13 protein-coding genes, 2 tRNA genes and 1 other annotated feature are annotated in these 20,069 nt (G+C 43.8%); of the genes, 10 read left to right on the top strand and 5 right to left on the bottom strand.

Features of this window, described 5'->3' with window-relative positions; genetic code table 11:
* Positions 1 to 152: 152 nt before the first annotated feature.
* Entirely contained in the window at positions 153 to 1,148 is a 996-nt protein-coding gene (locus KVG29_RS01535; RefSeq protein WP_252225959.1) for a LacI family DNA-binding transcriptional regulator, read from the bottom strand.
* A 1,433-nt stretch (positions 1,149 to 2,581) separates the two neighbouring features.
* Between KVG29_RS01535 and bglX the strand changes: the two genes are divergently transcribed.
* From bglX to KVG29_RS01515, 4 genes are all read left to right on the top strand, one after another.
* Positions 2,582 to 4,738, top strand: coding sequence for a beta-glucosidase BglX (gene bglX / locus KVG29_RS01530; RefSeq protein WP_252225958.1), 2,157 nt, complete (start codon positions 2,582 to 2,584; stop codon positions 4,736 to 4,738).
* Between the two features lie 62 nt (positions 4,739 to 4,800).
* Positions 4,801 to 6,264 (top strand): sulfatase family protein, encoded by a 1,464-nt coding sequence (locus tag KVG29_RS01525; protein WP_252225956.1) that lies wholly within the window; start codon positions 4,801 to 4,803, stop codon positions 6,262 to 6,264.
* Positions 6,265 to 6,418: 154 nt separating this feature from the next.
* Positions 6,419 to 7,327: a radical SAM protein gene (locus KVG29_RS01520; RefSeq protein ID WP_252225954.1), complete on the top strand. Its 909-nt coding sequence runs from the start codon at positions 6,419 to 6,421 to the stop codon at positions 7,325 to 7,327.
* A 108-nt stretch (positions 7,328 to 7,435) separates the two neighbouring features.
* Entirely contained in the window at positions 7,436 to 7,942 is a 507-nt protein-coding gene (locus KVG29_RS01515; protein WP_252225952.1) for a 4Fe-4S binding protein, read from the top strand.
* 143 nt (positions 7,943 to 8,085) lie between these two features.
* Here the strand turns inward: KVG29_RS01515 and KVG29_RS01510 are convergent, their stop codons facing one another.
* The 3 genes from KVG29_RS01510 to KVG29_RS01500 form a co-directional block, all read right to left on the bottom strand.
* Positions 8,086 to 9,972 carry an ABC transporter ATP-binding protein gene (locus KVG29_RS01510; RefSeq protein WP_420840513.1) on the bottom strand — a complete coding sequence of 629 codons (1,887 nt, stop codon included), beginning with the start codon at positions 9,970 to 9,972 and terminating at the stop codon, positions 8,086 to 8,088.
* A 100-nt stretch (positions 9,973 to 10,072) separates the two neighbouring features.
* On the bottom strand, positions 10,073 to 11,821 hold the full coding sequence (locus KVG29_RS01505) for an ABC transporter ATP-binding protein (protein WP_252225950.1): 1,749 nt from the start codon (positions 11,819 to 11,821) through the stop codon (positions 10,073 to 10,075).
* On the bottom strand, positions 11,818 to 12,285 hold the full coding sequence (locus tag KVG29_RS01500) for a MarR family winged helix-turn-helix transcriptional regulator (protein ID WP_252225949.1): 468 nt from the start codon (positions 12,283 to 12,285) through the stop codon (positions 11,818 to 11,820). The genes KVG29_RS01505 and KVG29_RS01500 overlap by 4 nt, the downstream gene beginning before the upstream one ends.
* A gap of 553 nt (positions 12,286 to 12,838) precedes the next feature.
* Here KVG29_RS01500 and KVG29_RS01495 point away from each other — a divergent pair.
* The 4 genes from KVG29_RS01495 (at position 12,839) to pgsA (ending at position 15,085) form a co-directional block, all read left to right on the top strand.
* Positions 12,839 to 13,933 (top strand): IS30 family transposase, encoded by a 1,095-nt coding sequence (locus tag KVG29_RS01495; RefSeq protein ID WP_252225948.1) that lies wholly within the window; start codon positions 12,839 to 12,841, stop codon positions 13,931 to 13,933.
* A 331-nt stretch (positions 13,934 to 14,264) separates the two neighbouring features.
* A tRNA-Thr gene (locus tag KVG29_RS01490) sits at positions 14,265 to 14,340 on the top strand.
* 6 nt (positions 14,341 to 14,346) lie between these two features.
* Positions 14,347 to 14,423, top strand: a tRNA-Pro gene (locus KVG29_RS01485).
* Between the two features lie 137 nt (positions 14,424 to 14,560).
* Positions 14,561 to 15,085, top strand: a complete 525-nt coding sequence (gene pgsA / locus KVG29_RS01480) for a CDP-diacylglycerol--glycerol-3-phosphate 3-phosphatidyltransferase (protein WP_252225947.1) — start codon at positions 14,561 to 14,563, stop codon at positions 15,083 to 15,085.
* Positions 15,086 to 15,264: 179 nt separating this feature from the next.
* Here pgsA and melA read toward each other — a convergent pair whose 3' ends face one another.
* A complete protein-coding gene (gene melA, locus KVG29_RS01475) occupies positions 15,265 to 16,590 on the bottom strand; it encodes an alpha-galactosidase (protein WP_252225946.1) in 1,326 nt (441 codons plus the stop codon).
* A 254-nt stretch (positions 16,591 to 16,844) separates the two neighbouring features.
* Positions 16,845 to 17,151: a binding site (T-box leader), on the top strand.
* Between the two features lie 37 nt (positions 17,152 to 17,188).
* On the opposite strand from melA, the gene KVG29_RS01470 reads away from it, so the two are divergent.
* Together KVG29_RS01470 and KVG29_RS01465 are read left to right on the top strand one after the other, a co-directional pair.
* The gene (locus KVG29_RS01470) at positions 17,189 to 17,389 is read left to right on the top strand and encodes a hypothetical protein (RefSeq protein ID WP_252225945.1); all 201 of its coding nucleotides are present in this window, start codon (positions 17,189 to 17,191) and stop codon (positions 17,387 to 17,389) included.
* Positions 17,390 to 17,407: 18 nt separating this feature from the next.
* A complete protein-coding gene (locus KVG29_RS01465) occupies positions 17,408 to 20,062 on the top strand; it encodes a valine--tRNA ligase (RefSeq protein ID WP_252225944.1) in 2,655 nt (884 codons plus the stop codon).
* Positions 20,063 to 20,069 lie beyond the last annotated feature (7 nt).

The raw sequence follows: 20,069 nt of genomic DNA, 5'->3' as shown, positions 1-20,069 counted from the left end.
TTGAGTTTTCTTTAGAAAAGTTAATTGTAACAAATTTTGTAAGAAATGTCGTTTAAGATATTAAAAAAGAGAGTACGGGGCAAAGATCATTGTAAAGAATAGTATTTTTATTTGGAGTAGAAGTTTAGAAGAGCATACAGAGTAAATGTTAGTTATAAGCATTTAACACTTTCTCGTATAATTAATTTGGTTGGTAACTTAATATGTTTTATAGGACTATTGCCATGCATGGCCATAACTAAAGTTTGAACTGCCGTCTCGGCTAATTCTTCCATGGGCTGTCGAATTGTAGTAAGAGAAGGTTTAATATTTTTGGCACTTTCTATATCGTCAAAACCTACAATTGATACATCGTCTGGTATCCGTACTCCTGCCTCTGTACAGGCTTTTATTACTCCTATAGCCATTTCGTCATTGGTACAAAACATTGCCGGAGGCATTTTTCTTTGTGTTAAAAGCATTTTAGCAGTAGTATATCCGCCTTTTTCTGTATGGGCACCTTGACAGTAAAGTTGCTTTTCAGGATCTATCCCTGCATCTTTTAGGGCATCGCAATATCCTTTATATCGCAATTGAGTTTCATATACCATATTATAGGCTCCACCCATAAATCCAATTTCCCGATGTCCACAGTCTATTAAATATTTAACTGCATCATATGCTCCCTGGAAATTATCTATAATAACTGAATATAAATGTGGACCTTCTATTTCACGGTCAATGGTTACAATAGGGAAATCTTGCGATGAATATTTAATTAAAATTTCATCTGTTACATTGTAAGCCATAACAATGAGGCCACTAGGCCGATGAGTATTAAAAACATGCTTAATAAAGTAATCAGTACTTCCAATATTGGTGCTATATGCTATAAGATGGTATCCATTGTCATTTGCACTTTTCTCAATGCTTTTTAACAACCTGCTAAAAAATGGACCTCCGAAATTAGAAGTTACTACTCCAATAATGTTTGGCTTTTTGTATTGATGTAATCTTGTTTTAATATCTATCTGATAACCTAATTCTCTTGCAGCTTTTATAACTTTTTCCTGAGTCTCTCTACTGATTTTTCCTTTATTATTTAAAACATAGGATACAGTGGCTATGCTTACTCCAGCTTTAACAGCTATGTCTTTTAAAGTAGCCATATCTTATTTCTCCTTCCCACTTGATGTTTGGTTTTCTCTATATCCTAAAAAGAATGAGGATTTTTAAATATTAAAAAATCAGGGTTGTTTTTTATTTTTAGGTAGATGTTTTCCTCTTATTAAACGATACGATAAAAACTTTAATCTTATACTCGCTACCTATATATTATAATAGGCTCTAAGATCCTGTATTTTATTATTTTCTACCTAATTTCTACTTTTATGTCTCTGCATTGCAAAAAAGATTTTTAAAATCCTAACAAATTTCTAATCACTAGCATAGCGCAGAAAATTATCACATTTAATTTTTTACTGGTTAAATTATATACAATACTACTTAACATGTCAATGTAATAGGTGCGAACGGGCGCATTTAATATTTTTGAAGAAATGATTACCAAACGAGGTTATATCAAATGTTTTAAAACCACTTGTACTTCTAGGCAAAACATTTTTACTTTTTAGACAACCACAAAGTGCTTAATTTTAGTGTATTGGCAAATGTTACCTCATATATTGAAAATGCGCCCGGTGCGAACTAAAACAATTAAGCCAATTGTAATAATAACACATATTTAATCAATATAAGTATAGCGAAAAAGGAAATATCACTATTTTAAATTTGGGCAAATCTAAGATTTTTTCGATAGTTTTAAAAAGGGAACTATTTCGGTATGGTTAGCTTCAATAATACAGTTTGCCTTTGATATCGGCTTTTTCAGACCATTTAAAACTTTTATTCTCAAAACGAAAGAAGCCTGTTATACAGTTACCCAGAAATTACTTTGGCCAAGCTGTTAATAGAAGCATTATCAAAGCAAAAGCATATCCGGTTGAGTTTCCTTATTTAACCATTTATCAAGATTATGTTTGTGCAAAATTTAGGTGCCTAGCAAGTAAATGCGAGCTTATATACCACTAGTAATAAAAAAGATACTGAAAAGCTAAAAAGAGTCAAAGTGCCTAAATTATAAAACGAAAGTTCTGAAATTGGCCAAAAGCAAGAGACAACGCTTGATATGCTGGACCATGCAAACAAGTTAAAATTTAATTTTTAAATTAAATTTTACAAAATGTAAATAAATGTTAAGTTAAAATATTGACGTTTGTTAAATTATGTTGTATAATAATAAAAACTTAAAGTTCTCAATGTATTAAAAATAACAACAGTTGATTATAGAGGTTTTATGATTTTTGCGCTTTTGATTTTGGTCACAACATAAAAAATGGTTTATTATTTGGTTTTTACGTATAAAATACGATATTTATAGTAGAGGTGTACTCTATTTTATAGTAAGAAAAACAACAGCAGCAAGGTAATATTAACCTAAGACCTATTATTCTTCATGAATTACTTACCTATATGTTACTTTTAATTAAGATTATAAATATGCAAAATATAAATTCAGATAATGGAATAGGAGATGAAAATGATGCAGAACAATGAAGTTAGACTAAAAAAACTTCTTGAGTCCATGACTCTCAAAGAGAAGATTTCACAAATGCTTCAAATTGCTCCAAATTTTTATTTGCGTCAAGGAGCGATTACCGGCCCCATGGAAGAATTAGAATTAACCGAGGATATCATTTACAATGCCGGTAGTGTATTAGGTGCGGCTGGTGCCGAATTGACAATGGATATACAGAGAAAATATTTGGAGAATAACCGCCATAAAATTCCTCTGATTTTTATGGCTGATGTAATTCATGGGTTTCGCACCATATTCCCCATACCTTTAGCTATGGCCTGCTCATGGAATCCAGAACTTGTAGAAGAATCGGCTCGGGTGGCGGCCAAAGAAGCTTCAATAGCAGGCATCCATGTAACTTTCTCGCCTATGGTGGATTTAGTACGAGATCCTCGCTGGGGAAGAGTTATGGAGTCCACTGGCGAAGACCCGTGGCTTAATTCACTTTTTGCTCGAGCCTTTGTCCGCGGATATCAGGGGAAGGGGCTTTCTGACAAAGAAAGTGTGGCGTCGTGTGTTAAGCATTTTGCTGCTTATGGTGCGGTAGAAGCTGGGCGAGATTATAATACTGTTGATATGTCAGAAAGAACCCTGAGAGAATACTATCTTCCGGCTTATAAGGCAGCAGTGGATGAAGGATGTGCTATGGTAATGACCGCTTTTACTACGGTGGACAGTATACCATCAACGGTTAACCAGTGGCTGTTGAGAGATCTGCTACGAGGAGAATGGGGCTTTGACGGCGTTATTATCTCCGATTGGGGGGCTGTCAAGGAAACCATTGCTCATGGTGTAGCTGCTGATGGGCAAGAGGCTGCTGAAAAAGCGATTAAAGCCGGGGTAGATATTGAGATGATGAGTTCGGAGTATGTACATCATTTGGAAAGCTTGGTTCAAAAAGGTATTGTGGATGAAGCCCTAATAGATGAAGCTGTGATGAGAATTCTGAAATTAAAAGAGCAATTAGGACTCTTTGAAAACCCATATAGAGGAGCTGACCCTGAAAGAGAAAAGACAGTGCTGCTATGTGATGAACATCGGAAGTTGGCCCGAAAGATAGCTGCTCAGTCCATGGTGTTGTTAAAAAACCAAGGGGTACTACCTTTTGATAAAAATATTGGTAAAGTCGCCATCATTGGTCCTTATGCAGAAGCCAATCATATTCTGGGTGGATGGTCTTGTGAAGGGAGAAATGAGGAGGCTGTAACACTCAAACAGGGAATTGTGGCCAAGATTGGCCAGGATAATGTCATTGTTGCTGAAGGTTGTGATGTGATGGGCGAACAACTCAATCTCTCTTCGGCCATCGCAGCTGCACAACAAGCTGATGCGATCATCCTTGCATTGGGGGAACATCCTGATATGAGTGGGGAGGCAGGCAGTAGAGCTTTTATTACCCTACCTGGAAAACAACTAGTTTTAGCTCGAGCGGTGTTGGAGTTAGGAAAACCTACTGTTGTCGTACTATTCAATGGCAGACCCTTGGAGATTACCGAGCTTGATTACATAGCACCAGCTATTTTGGAAGCTTGGTTTCCGGGTACAGAAGGAGGAAACGCAATTGCCGATATCTTATTTGGAGATGTAAATCCTTCTGGTCGTTTAACAATGAGTTTTCCTTACACTGTAGGGCAGATACCAGTATATTATAATTGTTATAACACAGGACGGCCTAAGGGTAGGGAGAATAATGAATTTCGATTTTGTTCCAAATATCTGGATATTCCAAATGCCCCATTGTATCCTTTTGGATATGGTTTAAGTTATACTACTTTTCAATATTCCGATTTTGTTTTAGATAGCAACAAATTGACGGTGGATGGTGCTATTACCGCTTCTGTAACGGTAACAAACACTGGGAAGCGAGCGGGGGAGGAGGTTGTTCAGCTATATATCAGGGATGTAAGTGCTAGTGTAGTGAGACCTGTAAAAGAATTGAAGGGGTTTCAGAAAATCTATCTCGAACCTGGTGAGTCTCGAAAGGTGAATTTTATCATTACTGAGCCCATGTTGCGTTTCCATAGAAAAGATTTTTCGTTTAAGTCAGAGCCTGGCCATTTTATAGCCTTTGTCGGGCCTAATTCTGCACAATTGTTGGAACAACCTTTTGAACTAGTTTGATATTTTGTGGGCAAATAATAAAGTAAGTACAACAATTTAGCGGAGAAAAGGAGGTTATCTTTATGAGGATTCTATTCCTTGATCTGGATACGTTACGACCGGATCACCTTGGGTGCTATGGTTATCACCGCAATACCTCGCCCAATATCGATAGAATAGCAAGAGAAGGAGTGCGCTTCGATAACTACTACTGTTCAGATGCGCCCTGTCTTCCATCGCGTGCAGCACTAATGACTGGCCGCTTTGGTATTCATACGGGTGTAGTGGGCCATGGCGGTACAGCGGCCGATATGCGCATGGAGGGTGAACCAAGGGGATTCCGCGACAGGCTTTCGTGGGACAGCTTACCGGCCTTCTTACGCTCGGCAGGTTTCAGGACGGTCACTATTAGCCCATTTGCTGAACGTCACTCGGCCTGGTGGTTTTATGCTGGTTTTAACGAGATGTACAATACCGGTAAATGTGGAGCGGAATCGGCAGAAGAGATTACACCAACTGTAATAGATTGGATCAAGCGTAATGCAAAGCAAGACAACTGGTTTCTCCATGTGAATTACTGGGATCCACATACTCCCTATCGCGCCCCCATAGAATTTGGGAACCCGTTTGAAAAAGACCCTCTCCCTGACTGGATAACGGAGGAAGTTTTGGAACAGCACCGTAGGAAAGTCGGTCCCCACAGCGCACGAGAAATAAATATGTATGATAACTATGCAGATCCTAGATATCCTAGGTATCCCGGGGAAATAAAAGATATGCAGGACTTAAGGAAGATGATAGATGGCTACGATTGCGGTATCAGATATATGGATGAGCATATAGGTAGAATATTTGATGCCTTGCGAGAAGAGGGTGTATTTGACGATCTGGCGATTATAATAAGTGCGGACCATGGGGAAAATATGGGAGAGCTGGGAATTTACGCCGAACATGGTACAGCTGACTATATAACTTGCAGGATACCAATGATTATCAGATGGCCAGGGGGCCAAAAGGGCCATGTCGATAAGGGCCTTCATTACAACCTTGACTTGTTGCCTACATTGGCACAGCTTTTAGGCAAACAGCCCAGTGAGCGGTGGGATGGACAGAGCTATGCACCAGCTATTTTAAATGGAGAGGATTGCGGAAGGGACTACCTCGTCTTGAGCCAGTGTGCGCATGTGTGCCAGAGAAGTGTGAGATTTGGCCCATGGATTTACATACGCACCTATCACGATGGCTATCATCTCTTCCCTGATGAGATGCTGTTTAACGTAGAGGAGGACCCTCATGAGCAGTTTGATGTGGCACAGCAAAATCGCTCGGTTTGCTGGGAAGCGGTGTATTACCTCAATGAGTGGCACGATAATATGATGAAGACCATGCCGTATGCGGTGGACCCTCTATGGACGGTTATCAATGAGGGTGGACCATTCCATGCTAAAGGACATCTAAAGCGTTACTGTGAGTGGCTTGAAAAGACAGGGCGAGGCCATGCGATACCCGAGCTCAAGCGCAGGCATCCCCGCGAGTTTGAAAGATAACCGGTAGGTTATCTTGCTATTTAAAGCAATAGCGTTAAAATTATACCCTGCAATTTGATTTGCAGGGTATAATTTTATTTTGGAAAACAATAATGTTGTAAGTATTGAGAATTGCAGGTGGCTTCAATATGCGTTTGTTTAAGGAGGGCTTTGTATGGCAAAGTATAAACCTGGTTATTTAAAGCTTCTGGAAAATGGTGAGCTTAAAAACAGGGTCAGAAAGGCCAGAAAACACCTGGATGAATGCAACCTGTGCCCCCATGAATGTGGGGTCAACAGAAGGGAAGCAATAGGGTTTTGCCGCTCTTATGATAAGACGGTGGTGGCCAGCTATGGTCCCCACTTTGGCGAAGAGCCTCCCTTGGTGGGTAGTAATGGTTCAGGCACCATATTCTTTGGTTACTGCAATATGAGATGCGTGTTTTGCCAGAACTGTGAGCTGAGCCATGGGGGAGAGGGGGAGGTTGTGTCCAACGAGGTGTTAGCCGAAATAATGCTGGTGATACAGAACCATTACCGCTGCCATAACATAAATCTGGTCACTCCCACGCATTTCGTGCCCAATATCCTGGAAGCGCTGTATATTGCAGCGCAAAAGGGACTACAACTGCCGCTGGTTTACAATTGTGGAGGATACGAGAGGATAGAAACCCTTAAGCTGCTCGATGGAGTAGTGGATATATACATGCCAGATTTCAAGTATAGCATAGAGGAACGAGGTGTAAAATATTCCACGGTGAGGGATTATCCCAGATATGTAAAGAGCGCTTTAAAGGAGATGGATCGCCAGGTGGGTGGTTTGAAGCTTGACGAAACGGGAGTGGCTTACAAGGGGCTTTTGATAAGGCATCTCGTGATGCCCGGAGGGCTTGAAGATACCAAGGAAATTTTGAGGTTTATAAAAGAAGAACTTTCGTCCGACTGCGCAGTTAACCTCATGGATCAGTATTACCCTTACTATAAGGCTTACAAATACGAGGAGATTGCGCGGAGGTTGAGTCCGGAAGAATATAAAGAAGCAAGGCTTTATGCCAAAGAGTTGGGGCTTAGATTGATCGAATAAAATTGAAATTAAGGGGTTTGCATTTTTGTAGATTTTTAATATAATAAATATCGTATTTTTCTAATATAATGATAATGTCATAAAATAATTGCAGGAGGTGATATGGTAATGAACTCAGCTAAACAATATTTATGGCTTGTGCTGATAGCATTTTGCATTGCAGGCCTCGTATATCCGCCAATAGGGGTAGTTGCGCTGGTGTGCATGCTTGCACCGGTGGTTACGGCGCCCTTCATGGGGAGGAAGTGGTGTAACTCGTTTTGCCCAAGGGGTAGTTTCAACGACGTGATATTGAAGAAGATCACCCTAAAGAAGGGCATTCCCGGCATGTTTAAGACCACTACATTTAAGGTGGTATTCTTGATAATACTGATGAGCTTTTTCGCCGTACAATTGATCTTCGCATGGGGCAATTGGGCCGCTATAGGGGCGGTATTTGTTCGCATGGTTCTTATTACCACGATAATTGATATCATACTTGGTATTTATTATCACCAGAGGACTTGGTGTGCCTTCTGCCCCATGGGAACCATGGGTGGATGGGTGTTTAAGCTGAAGAACAGGATAAAAAAGGGTATGATGAAAAGGGATGCAGTTGGCGATAATGTGGTGTAAGGAAATCGATACAGGCTTCTACTGGTATGATAAAACCAACATTGATTCAGAGGAGCTAAAACCGTTGTTATATGATTAAAAACTATAGAAAGTATTTGAAATGCAAAAAGGGAGAGAGCACAAATGCTCTCTCCCTTTTATTTTTACAAAACCGCTTCTATGTTTTTGTCTTCAACTTGCCTGGTGCGAACAAACTGGCTTTGATAAAGGTTGTAGTAGACCCCTTTTCGCTCCAGCAACTCCTGATGCGTGCCCTTTTCTACAAGCTTACCATTATCTATCACTACAATCAAATCAGCGTCTTTTATGGTACTCAATCTATGCGCTATGACAAAGCTGGTACGGCCTTTCATCAGGTTTAACATCGCTTTTTGAATATATATCTCGGTACGGGTATCTACGCTGGAGGTTGCTTCATCCAATATGAGTATGGCCGGATCGGCCAGCACTGCCCGGGCAATGGCCAAAAGCTGGCGTTGGCCGTGGCTCAAGTTTCCGCCGTCATCTGTAAGAATGGTGTCATACCCCTGGGGCAGGCGCATGATGAAGTCATGGGCATGGGCGATTTTGGCTGCCTGTTCCACTTCTTCGTCGGTGGCGTCCAAACGGCCATACCGTATATTTTCGCGAACGCTGGCGTTGAATAGATAGGTATCCTGCAGCACGATTCCCAGTGAAGAGCGCAGGCTTTCGCGCTTGATTTTTCTTATATCGATGCCATCTATGCGTATACTCCCCTCTTTAACGTCATAAAATCGCATGAGAAGGTTTATTATTGTGGTCTTGCCGGCTCCGGTTGCCCCGACCAGGGCCACCATTTGACCAGGTTTTACTTCAAGGGAAAAGTTTTTCAGCACCAGGTTTTCACCGTCATATGCAAACGAGACGTTTTCAAATTCTACGTGGCCTTTTACACCTACTTCTCTGAGGTCTACAGCATCGGGAGCATCGGCCGGCTCGGGTTCTTGATCCAAAACCCGAAATACCCGTTCAGCGCCGGCTGCTGCCGCAAGCACCATGTTGTACTGGTTTGCCATCTCGTTTAGGGGGCGAGTAAACTGCCTTGAGTAGTTGAGAAATACCGAAATTGTACCTACTGTTATGGCGCCTCCGACGTTTCTGACGGCCAGCAGACCCCCGATTCCTGCGATGAGCGCAAAGCCCAGGTTATTGAGCATGTTCATGGTGGGTCCCATGATTCTCGATAGCACTTGTGCCTTCAATGCTGTTTTCTTCAGCTTTTGATTGGACTCTTCAAATTCGGCGATGACGTGTTGTTCGCGGCAGAACAGCTTGACAACTCTTTGGCCTGAAATTGTCTCCTCTATCTTGCCGTTGAGCTCACCCAGAGTTTTTTGCTGTTCTATAAATAGCCTGCCTGTATGTTTGGTTATAAGCCGGGTTAGAAGAAACATCAATGGGATTACCGATAGAGTTATAAGGGTAAGTATTATGCTCTTTAACAGCATGAGTATTATGGTACCTATTATGGTGATGACGCCTGATATGAACTGAGTTAGGCTGGCGTGGAGGGTGAAGGATATGGTATCTATATCGTTGGTGATGCGGCTCATCAACTCCCCGTGGGTGTGAGAATCGAAGAATTTTAATGGCAGTACTTGATACTTGCTGAACAGGTCCCTGCGCATGCGAGCTACCGTCTTCTCGGATATAGAAGCCATAAAGAATCCCTGCAAAAAGGCAACAAGCGAGTTTAGTATATAAACACCCAGAAGGAGAAATGAGATCCGCACTAGCCCTTGAAAATCTCCGGGAATGATGTATTGGTCTATGGCCTGCCCGATGAGCAATGGCCCTATAAGGGTGCATGCCATGTTGAGTAAGACGGATAGTATGACTATTATCAGACCTGGAATATCTTCTTTCAAGTATCTACTCAGCCTGACAAGGGTTTTACCCAGATTTTTTGGCCTTTCTCCTGGTCCCATGAACCGGCTATGTGGACCATGTGGGCCATGTGGTCCCCTCCTGTCAAACCGGTGCATACCAGGGCCCCCGACGCCGCGCATGCCGTGGACAGAAGAGGTGCCGATGCTATGAGTATTATCCTGTAAAACCGAGCTTCCCTTATCAACTTTACGTGGACTGAGCTGGGCATTACTTCTATCATCAGGCATATTGTTTTACCTCCTTTCCTATCTGTGATCTGTAAATGTCCTGGTACAGCGGGTTGGAAGCAAGAAGCTCTTCGTGGGTGCCTATTCCTGCTATGCGTCCTTGCTCCAGGATGATGATCTTGTCGGCATCCATGACTGAACTTATGCGTTGAGCTATTATGAAGGTGGTACACTTGTGGTTCCACCTTCTTAAAGCCTGCTGTATTTTAAGCTCTGTTGCCATATCGACAGCGCTGGTGGCGTCATCCAGAATAAGTATTTTGGGCCTTTTCATGAGCGCACGCGCGATGTTCAAGCGCTGCTTTTGACCGCCTGACAGATTGACTCCTCCCTGGCTTAAATCGGTTTGATAGCCGTTGGGGGTTTGCATAATGAAGTCGTGGGCCTGGGCTATGGTCGCCGCTTCTATGGCTTTTTCCAGGTCTGCATCGGCATCTCCCCAGCGGAGGTTATCGAGAATGCTTCCCGAGAAAAGGAGAGAGGTTTGCATCACCATTCCGATTTCCTTTCTCAGGTTGTAAAGGCTATATTTTCGCACATCGACACCATCTATTAATACACGGCCTTCCTGTGGGTCATAAAGCCGTGGTATAAGGCTTACCAGCGTGGTCTTGCCGGATCCCGTCTCGCCAAGTATGGCCACTGTTTCTCCCGGCTCAGCTGTAAAAGATATGTTTTTCAAAACCGGTTCCCCGTTCGGGCTGTAGCTGAAGGTGACATTCTCGAATACTACCTGTCCACGGGTTATTTTGGGCTCTTGTGAAGTGTCATCTGTATTTTCCGCCGGGTCGACGATGTCGGGCTGTTCCATCAGCACTTCTCTTATGCGGTCAGCCGAAACCTTACCTCTGGAAAAGGCTATCAGGTTAAAGGCGATCATCACCAGCGACATCATTATCCTCACCAGGTAATTGATGAATGCAATAAGGTCTCCAATTTGTAGGCCGCCATTTTGCACCTTTATACCGCCCATCCATAATACCGCCACAGTGGCAAGGTTGGTAATCAGCATCAAAAGCGGCATTCCGGTTGCCATGATCCTGCCAGCTTTGATGGCGGTATCGCGAAGGTCTTCGTTGGCGGCTTGAAATCGGTTTTCCTCGAAATCCTTTCGTAGGAATGCCTTCACCAACCGGACACCTGCCAGGTTTTCCCGCATTATGGTGTTTACCCTGTCTATTTTAGACTGGACTTTTCTGAACAGAGGGAAGCCCTTTCTGATTATGGCTATTGCGCCTATGATAGTGAGCGGCAAGGCTATTAAAAGCACTGAAGCCAGGGAAGGACTGATTTTTATGGTCATTATTATGGAACCGATACATAGCAGGGGGGCACGTATCATCATGGCCAGGGACATGGTGACTACGTTTTGAAGCTGGGTAACGTCATTGGTAAGGCGGGTAATTAGTGAGGAAGTTGGAAAACGGTCAAGATTGGCAAAAGAAAAGGTCTGGATCTTGCGGAACAGATCCGAACGGATATCGGTGCCAAATCCAAGGGCGGCAACGCTGGATGCGTAGACGCACCCTATGCCGCCCAGCATGCCCACAAAGGCGATGACGAGCATAATGAGAAGCCTGGTTAAGACGTAGTTCATGTCTCCATTGGCAATGCCGTTGTCTACTATGTCTGCCATATAGTTGGGCTGCAATAGGTCCATGTAGACTTCCAGCGCCATAAAAAGAGGTGCCAGCAAGACATATGCCCAGTAAGGCTTTAAATAGCGAGATATTCTTATCATGGGTTGCTCCTCCATTCCCCTTCATTTAAGTTGTATAAGTTGTCGTAGAGTTTTAGAAGAAGTCTGCGAAATTCTTTAAGTTCTTGTTCGGAAAAGTTGTGAAAACAGGCTTCTTCCAGTTCTTTCAACCCTTCCTTCATCTGCTGATCCACCATACGCCCTTTTTCAGTTGCGTAGATGCAAAAAGCACGCTGGTCGTTGGGGTCGGGCTTTCTCTCAATTAACCCGGCCTTTTCCAGCTTTTGCAGAAGTGCAGTAGTGGAGGCAGGAGTGATAAACAGCTTTTCACTGAGCTGGCGCTGACTTATACCTTCGTTAGCTATGATAACCGCCAGTGCGATGGGCTGGCCATGTTCAAGGCCGTTTCTGTGGGCCAGCTTTCTGAAAAGGTCACGGTGCAGTTTACAAGTGTGGGCAAACAGGCGTCCCAAAGGTTCATCCTGTACTGGATGGCATGAATGCATGATTATTACCTCCATATAATAAGTTAAGTCTTGATAATTAATTGGAATAATTTTGGTTAACTACGGGCAAATTAGTTAGTTAACTAACTAATTATTACGAGTTTATTTTATAAAATTTGGATTTGCATTGTCAAGCAGAAACTTGTATAATTTTAATTGAGGTTTCTGTAGTGTAAATGATTTTATTCCACACTCTCAGAGAGTATTTTCTGAGGGTGTGGAATAATTATTTTTTATCGATATTGTTGGATTTTTAAGGAACCAAATTTGATTTGATGGCGCGGTAGAAGGGATAAAAAAGATGAGACAAGGGCTATAAAAGATTAAGAGTAGCGGGTTTGCTATTTTGTACCGTAAGAACAGATCAGGCATTGACCTGTTCTTTTTCCTTTATGTTTATCTTTGAGCGTTGCAGTGAAGATTTTTAATTGAAATAGCAAAAACCGGTTCGTTGTAAAATTAAATGCAACACCTAAAAAATAGTAGAACCATAGTGAGAAATCCTGTATGATATAGATATCCAAAATCACTAAACATACAGGGAGGTCTCACTATGGCTCAACATAATTGTACCACGAAATGTCGCTCTTTTAAACACCTAAGTGTCTATGAAAGAGGGAAAATTGCTGCCTTGTACAAAGAAGGCAAAAGTATACGATACATTGCAAAACAACTAGGCAGAGCTCCAAGTACTATTAGCAGGGAAATTAAACGTGGTACCGTTACTCAGCTTAAATCTGACTTGTCTACTTATGAAGCATACTTCCCCGAAGCAGGGCAGGCAGTATATGAAAAGAGACGAAAAAATTGTGGTACTAAACTCAAACTACCGCTTGTTAAGGACTTCATCAGATTTGCGGAGGAAAAGATGCTCCAAGAAAAGCCATGGGCTCCAGATACTATAGTGGGGTACTGTAAGAAGGATCCTAGTTGGAAAGATAAGCCTATTGTTTGTACTAAAACTCTGTATAACTATATAGACAGGGGACTGCTTAGAGTACGCAATATTGATTTGTTACTCAAACCGAGGCTAAAACCCAGGGATAAGACGAAGAAAAGAGAGCCTAAACGGATTATGGGCAAAAGCATAGATTTAAGGCCAAAGGAAGTAGAGACACGTGAGGAATTTGGGCACTGGGAAATAGATACTGTAGTAGGCAAACGTTCTAATGACGCGGTACTTTTGACATTGACTGAAAGGAAAACCAGGTACGAGCACATATTTCTTCTAGAATCAAGGAATAGTGAAGCGGTAAAGAAAGTGTTTATGGAGCTTAAAGCCTGCTATGGGGAACTGTTTGGGGAGGTGTTTAAGAGTATAACAGCCGACAACGGTTCAGAGTTTAGTGAGCTATCAACTATTCTAGAGAGTCTGAAAAGCGAAGCATATTTTACCCATCCTTATTCATCATGGGAGAGGGGAAGCAATGAGAGGCAAAACGGGATTATAAGGCGTTTTATTCCCAAGGGCAAAGCGATAAAAAACATACCATCATCAGAAGTTAAGGAGATAGAGAAATGGATGAATCAATATCCGAGGAAAATACTAGATTACAGTACGGCAGAGCAATGTTTTTACAGAGAGCTATTAAATATCTGCAAGGAAAAAGGCAAAGTATTAGAGAGACAGTTTGTTCAAGTAGGCTAATGTGGTAGTTTGAAGAAGACACAATGATAGTTTACAGTTAAGGCCATTTGGCCAGGTATGCCAAATGGCCTGGAAACAATTATATCATTTGTTTTATGTTGTCAAGGTCGGGTAGTATTTTCTCGCTTACGCTCGAAAATCTCCACCCTTCCCTTGACAACATAAGGTTTTACATTTTAAACAGTAAAAATTTGGATATCTATATCATACTTTCCTTTAAAAAAGTGTTGCATTTAATATTGCAATTTTCAAATAGCAAAAACCTGAAAAATAATGATGACAAGTAAAAAAAATTATGCTATAATCTATTACTGCATTGAGAGTTTAATACGCCAACATAGCTCAGCCGGTAGAGCAGCGGTCTCGTAAACCGCAGGTCAGGGGTTCGAATCCCCTTGTTGGCTCCAGAAAGTCGGGGTGTAGCGCAGCTTGGTAGCGCGTCTCGTTCGGGACGAGAAGGTCGCAGGTTCAAATCCTGTCACCCCGACCATTTTTTAATAGTTAATGTAATGCCAATTTACAAGAAGGTCTGACTGTTTGCGTTAGTGTGACCTAAATTTTTTTATTTATGAGAAAAACGCTTAAACATGGCTGATTAAAACGCAATCAACGAAAGAGGTAAATGGAATGAACATACCTAATATATTGACGGTTATAAGATTTTGTTTGATTCCTGTTTTTGTATATGTGTTTTACAACCCAGATATACAGAACAATGTCTTGTGGGGTATTGTGGTCTTTATTGTGGCCGGGGCAACTGACCTTTTGGATGGGTACATCGCCAGAAAGTATGGTCTCATTACCAAATGGGGAAAGCTGATGGACCCATTGGCCGATAAGCTCATGTTGATCACCGTTCTTATCTCACTGTACGTCAAAGGCATTATCCCTGCGCCCATAATATTGATCGTGTTTGTGAAGGAATTCCTCATGATCGTTGGAGCCGCTTTTCTTTATAAGAATCGCAACATAGTGGTGGAAGCAAATTTTTTTGGCAAAGCCGCTACGGCTTCATTTTATGTGGCAGTGGTGGCCACTGTGCTTAAATTTCCGTATTATAATATTCTGCTGTACATAGCCGTGGTTTTGACTCTCATAGCTCTGGTACAGTATGGTTACAAGGCATTCAAAAGGAATGCCGTCAAAAGGTGAACGTACTAAATTTTGATTTAAAACTAATTTAAAACGAAAAGGGGCTGGACGTACTAGTTCAGCCCCTTTTAAACTTGAAAAGCGGTGAGATAAACTTAAAAGCAGTATAGTGCAGCATACACGAGCACACATCTATCGATAGAGAGTGATGTAAGCATTGTTTAAAACGAAGTTTTGTATCAGCAGAAGTGCTTGAATTGAGGCAGCCAATCCTTATTCACTTCAAACATTTCCCTGACCATCTGCTTGATTTCTGCCAGGCTGAGCACTGCCGACGTCAAGGGGTCAAAGTAGATGGCCTGGTATATCTTGGTGGGATCGCCGGTTAAAGCGCCTTCAACCGCCAGCTCCTCGCACATGGCGTTTACGTTGTTCAGGATTGCCAGATGTGGCGGCAATGGACCTACGTGGATGGGTTCAAACCCGTATTTGGACGCCAGCACCGGTACCTCTACGCAGCAGCCCTCAGGCAGATTGTCGATAAGTCCAAAGTTTCTTACGTTACCGTTGAACTTATACAGAGTTCCGTCGCCAATGACGGCATTGAGGATGCCAGCTGCATATTCTTTCCCTCGCTTTAAGTTAACGGTATCCTGCTCCAGCCATTTTTTGATCTCGTCTCTCCAAGTATCCTCTCGCCTTAAGTATTCCTTGAGTATATATGCGTATTCTCCGGGATTCCATCCTGTGCCATGGGTACAATACTTTTCTATGAGGTCAGGCCTTTTTCTGAACCATGCGTTGTATTCCGAGTTGTGGCCGCTGGATTCAGTGACGTAATAGCCCAGGTGGAGGAACATCTCGTTGCGGACCTGCTCTTGGTTGTAGATTTCGGGCCGCTGAACCGCTTCTCGGATGAGGGGATAGGCATCTTTTCCGTTCCACTTGAACTCCAGGAACCAAGCTTGATGGTTTATGCCGGCGCACACATATGTGATCTCTTCAATGGGGGCTCCTATCCATGAGGCCAGCATTTCAGCCGTTCCTTGAACGCTGTGGCACAGCCCGGTTACCTTTACCTTGGTCTCGCCTTGCATGGCCCGGCACAGCATGGCCATGGGGTTGGTATAGTTTAGCAATATGGCATCAGGACAATAGCGTTCGATGTCCTTGCATATATCCAGCATGACAGGGATAGTTCTGAGGGCTCTGAAGATACCGGCCGGTCCACGGGTATCCCCTACGTTTATGTCCACACCGTATTTCTTGGGAATTTCAATGTCGTGGCGCCATACATGCACTCCCCCTACCAGGATGGTACATATAACTCCGTCAGCGCCCTTCAAAGCTTCAGCTCTATCGGTGGTGGCTATAACTTTGGCTGGGTAGTTGCCGGCTTCGATGATCTTGTCGACCGCCTTTTTTATGTAGCCAAGGCGTTCTTCGTCGATGTCCATGAGGGCAATGGTACAATCCTGCAGTGCAGGGTATGTAAGGATGTCGCGCACCAGGCTTCTAGTAAAGCCAAAGCTGCCAGCACCTATAAAAGCAATTTTTTTAGACATTGTTGGTAACCCCCTTTAAATGTTTTGCGTTTGGCTATAATTTAATTATAAAGGGATAATTTATTTTTTCTATACAGTACTGTGATATTTAAATTAAAATTTTTAAGATATTGTGACTTCATGACGATTTTAATGTTTTATCAGATGATTTTTAAATGTACCCATAAGGTACACGGCGTTTATAATATGACAGCCCCCTTGACAAAATTCATACTTAGCGTATAATAAAGACAACGCAAATAATGGAATAACGGCAAGATGCGATGAAGAAGAGGAGTACATCTCGCTTCCCAACAGAGAGGGGGGCCCGCGGCTGAAAGGTCTCCTTGGGCGATATGGCGGGATGGAAGGTCGCTTCAGAGCATTTCAGCTGAATGGCAGTAGGCTGAAACGGGACGCTACCGTTATGCAAAGGAGTGCCTGCCGGTTTACCGGAGCCCTACAGACCAAAGTGCTTTGCGCTGCTGTAGAGGAATGCGGGGCGGGCAAGTGCTTACAAACGTGCACCTGGAACGGCAGGAGAAAAGGTGGTACCGCGGAGTACAATCCTTCGTCCTTTACGGGATGAAGGATTTTTTGTTAAAAGGGGAGTGTGGTCTTGTTTGAGGTAAAACATATAGACCCTGTAGGCATGATATTTATGTTGCTGGGCGGCATACTGGGATATGGGGCAAGGTGGATTGTGCTGTATACATTAAAGCCGCCGCAGGAGCAGTCGATGAAGTGGACAATAGCGATGAAATTGGCCGGCTTGATTCTTGTGATACTGGGGATGTTCAAGATAATGAATACATTCTAGAAACAGGAGGTTGAGGACATGCCAGACAAGTTGCTCGACAAGATTTATGACCCAAGTCAGGTAGAGGATCGAATATACCGCATGTGGATGGAAAAAGGGTACTTCAGGGCCAAGGTTGATTGGAACAAGGAGCCGTTTTGTATAGTAATTCCCCCACCCAATATCACAGGGGAGCTTCACATGGGGCATGCTTTGAACAATACCCTGCAGGATATACTCATCCGCTGGAGGAGGATGCAGGGATATGTAACTTTATGGCTTCCCGGGACTGACCATGCCAGCATCGCTACCGAGGTAAAGATTGTGGAGAAGCTGGCCGAGGAGGGCCTCACCAAAAACGACCTGGGACGAGAAAAGTTTTTGAGGAGGGCCTGGCAGTGGAAGGAGCAGTACGGGGGCAGGATTACGCAGCAGCTTAAGAAGCTGGGTTCGTCGCTTGATTGGTCCAGGGAAAGGTTTACCATGGACGAGGGCTGCAGCAGGGCTGTGGTGGAGGTCTTTGTGCGCCTGTATAAAAAAGGCCTCATATACCGCGGTGACAGGATAATAAACTGGTGTCCCGACTGCAGAACCGCTCTATCGGATGCCGAAGTAGAGCACGAGGAGGAGCAGGGCAACCTGTGGTATATCCGCTATCCCATCAAGGACAGCGATGAGAGCATAATGGTTGCTACCACAAGGCCCGAGACCATGCTGGGCGATACCGCCGTTGCCGTGCATCCCGAAGATGAGCGATACCGCCACCTCATCGGAAAGATGGCTATACTGCCCGTCATGAACAGGGAGATACCCATTATTGCTGATGAATACGTGGAGCGCGAATTTGGAACAGGTGCGGTAAAGATTACCCCCGCCCATGACCCCTATGACTTTGAGGTAGCTGCAAGGCATGGCCTGCCATGGATTTGCGTTATAGACGAGAAGGGCGTTATGAACCACAATGCCGGGAAGTATGAGGGAATGGATCGGTATGAGGCAAGAAAGGCGATTGTGGAAGAACTTAAGAGCCTGGGGCTCCTTGAAAAGACAGAAAGCCTTAAGCACAACGTGGGCCACTGTTACAGGTGTGGCACAGTCGTTGAACCACTCATTTCAAAGCAGTGGTTTGTGAAGATGAAACCCCTGGCCGAGCCGGCCATAAAGGCTGTCAAAGAGGGCAAAATCAAATTCGTGCCCGAGCGATTTGAGAAGATCTACTTCAACTGGATGGAAAACATAAAGGATTGGTGCATCTCCAGGCAGCTGTGGTGGGGACACCGAATTCCGGCGTATTACTGCCAGGACTGCGGCGAGACGATGGTTGAGCGCAGCATGCCAGAGAGATGCAGCAGTTGCGGCAGTACAAACCTAAAACAGGACGAGGATGTGCTGGATACGTGGTTTAGCTCGGCGCTTTGGCCGTTTTCTACACTTGGCTGGCCGGATGAGACCGAGGACCTTAAGTATTTCTATCCCACCAGCGTGCTTGTGACCGGATACGACATCATATTCTTCTGGGTAGCCAGGATGATATTCTCGGGCCTGGAACACGTGGGCGAGATCCCGTTCAGGTACGTCCTCATACACGGGATTGTCAGGGACTCGGAAGGGCGGAAGATGAGCAAATCCCTTGGAAACGGTATAGACCCGCTGAAGGTGATTGAAAGGTACGGTGCAGATGCCTTGCGCCTTACCCTTGTGACGGGAAACTCGCCAGGCAACGATATGCGGTTCTACTGGGAGAGGGTGGAAGCAAACCGGAACTTTTGCAACAAGCTGTGGAATGCCGCCAGGTTCATATTGATGAACATGCAGAACTCCGGAATAGATAAGCCGCGAAAGGGGAAACTAGAACTTCCCGATCGCTGGATCATAAGCAGGTATAACCGTGTCGTCAAAGAAGTCACAGACAACCTTGAAAAGTTTGAGCTGGGTATAGCCGTACAAAAGCTGTACGACTTTATATGGGATGAATTCTGTGACTGGTACATTGAGCTTGCAAAGCCCGGGCTATACAGCCAGGATCCGGGGCTTAAGGAGTCCAAGCTGTATACCCTCACCTATGTGCTGGTCAATACCCTGAAGTTGCTACATCCGTTTATGCCATTTATCACCGAGGAGATATGGCAGCACCTGCCCACTCGTGAGAGCGACAGCATTATGATTTCCTCCTGGCCCAAGGTTAATGAGGAGGAGATAGATGCCGAGGCCGAAGAGCAAATGGCCGCTGTGATGGATGCCATAAGGAGCATCAGGAATATAAGGGCCGAGATGGAGGTGCCGCCTTCCCGCAGGGCGAAGGTTATACTGGTGGTCAACGATGATTGGAGGGACATCTTCGAGGAGAGCAAGGCATATTTTGAAAGGCTTGCCTGGGCATCTGAGGTGGTACTGAAGAGCGATAAGGGAGGCATCCCTTCCAACGCTGTTTCTGCGGTGACCGACAAAGCGCAGATATTCATGCCGCTTGAAGACCTGGTTGACTTTGAGAAGGAGATGGAGCGCCTGCTCAAAGAAAAAGCCAATCTTGAAAAGGAGCTGGCGCGAGTTGAAGGAAAGCTTTCCAACCGCAATTTTGTCGAGAAAGCGCCGCCGGCGGTGGTGGAGGAAGAGCGAAAGAAGAAGGCAAAGTATGAGGACATGATGGCCAAGGTATTGAGCCGCATTGAGGCGTTAAACAGCATGAGAAAGTAAAATTTGC

The organism is Caldicoprobacter algeriensis, from assembly GCF_023838525.1.
GTDB classification, from domain to species: Bacteria; Bacillota; Clostridia; order Caldicoprobacterales; family Caldicoprobacteraceae; genus Caldicoprobacter; species Caldicoprobacter algeriensis.
Note: the sequence above shows the minus strand (reverse complement) of the source record. Positions and strands in the feature narration are given on the sequence as shown.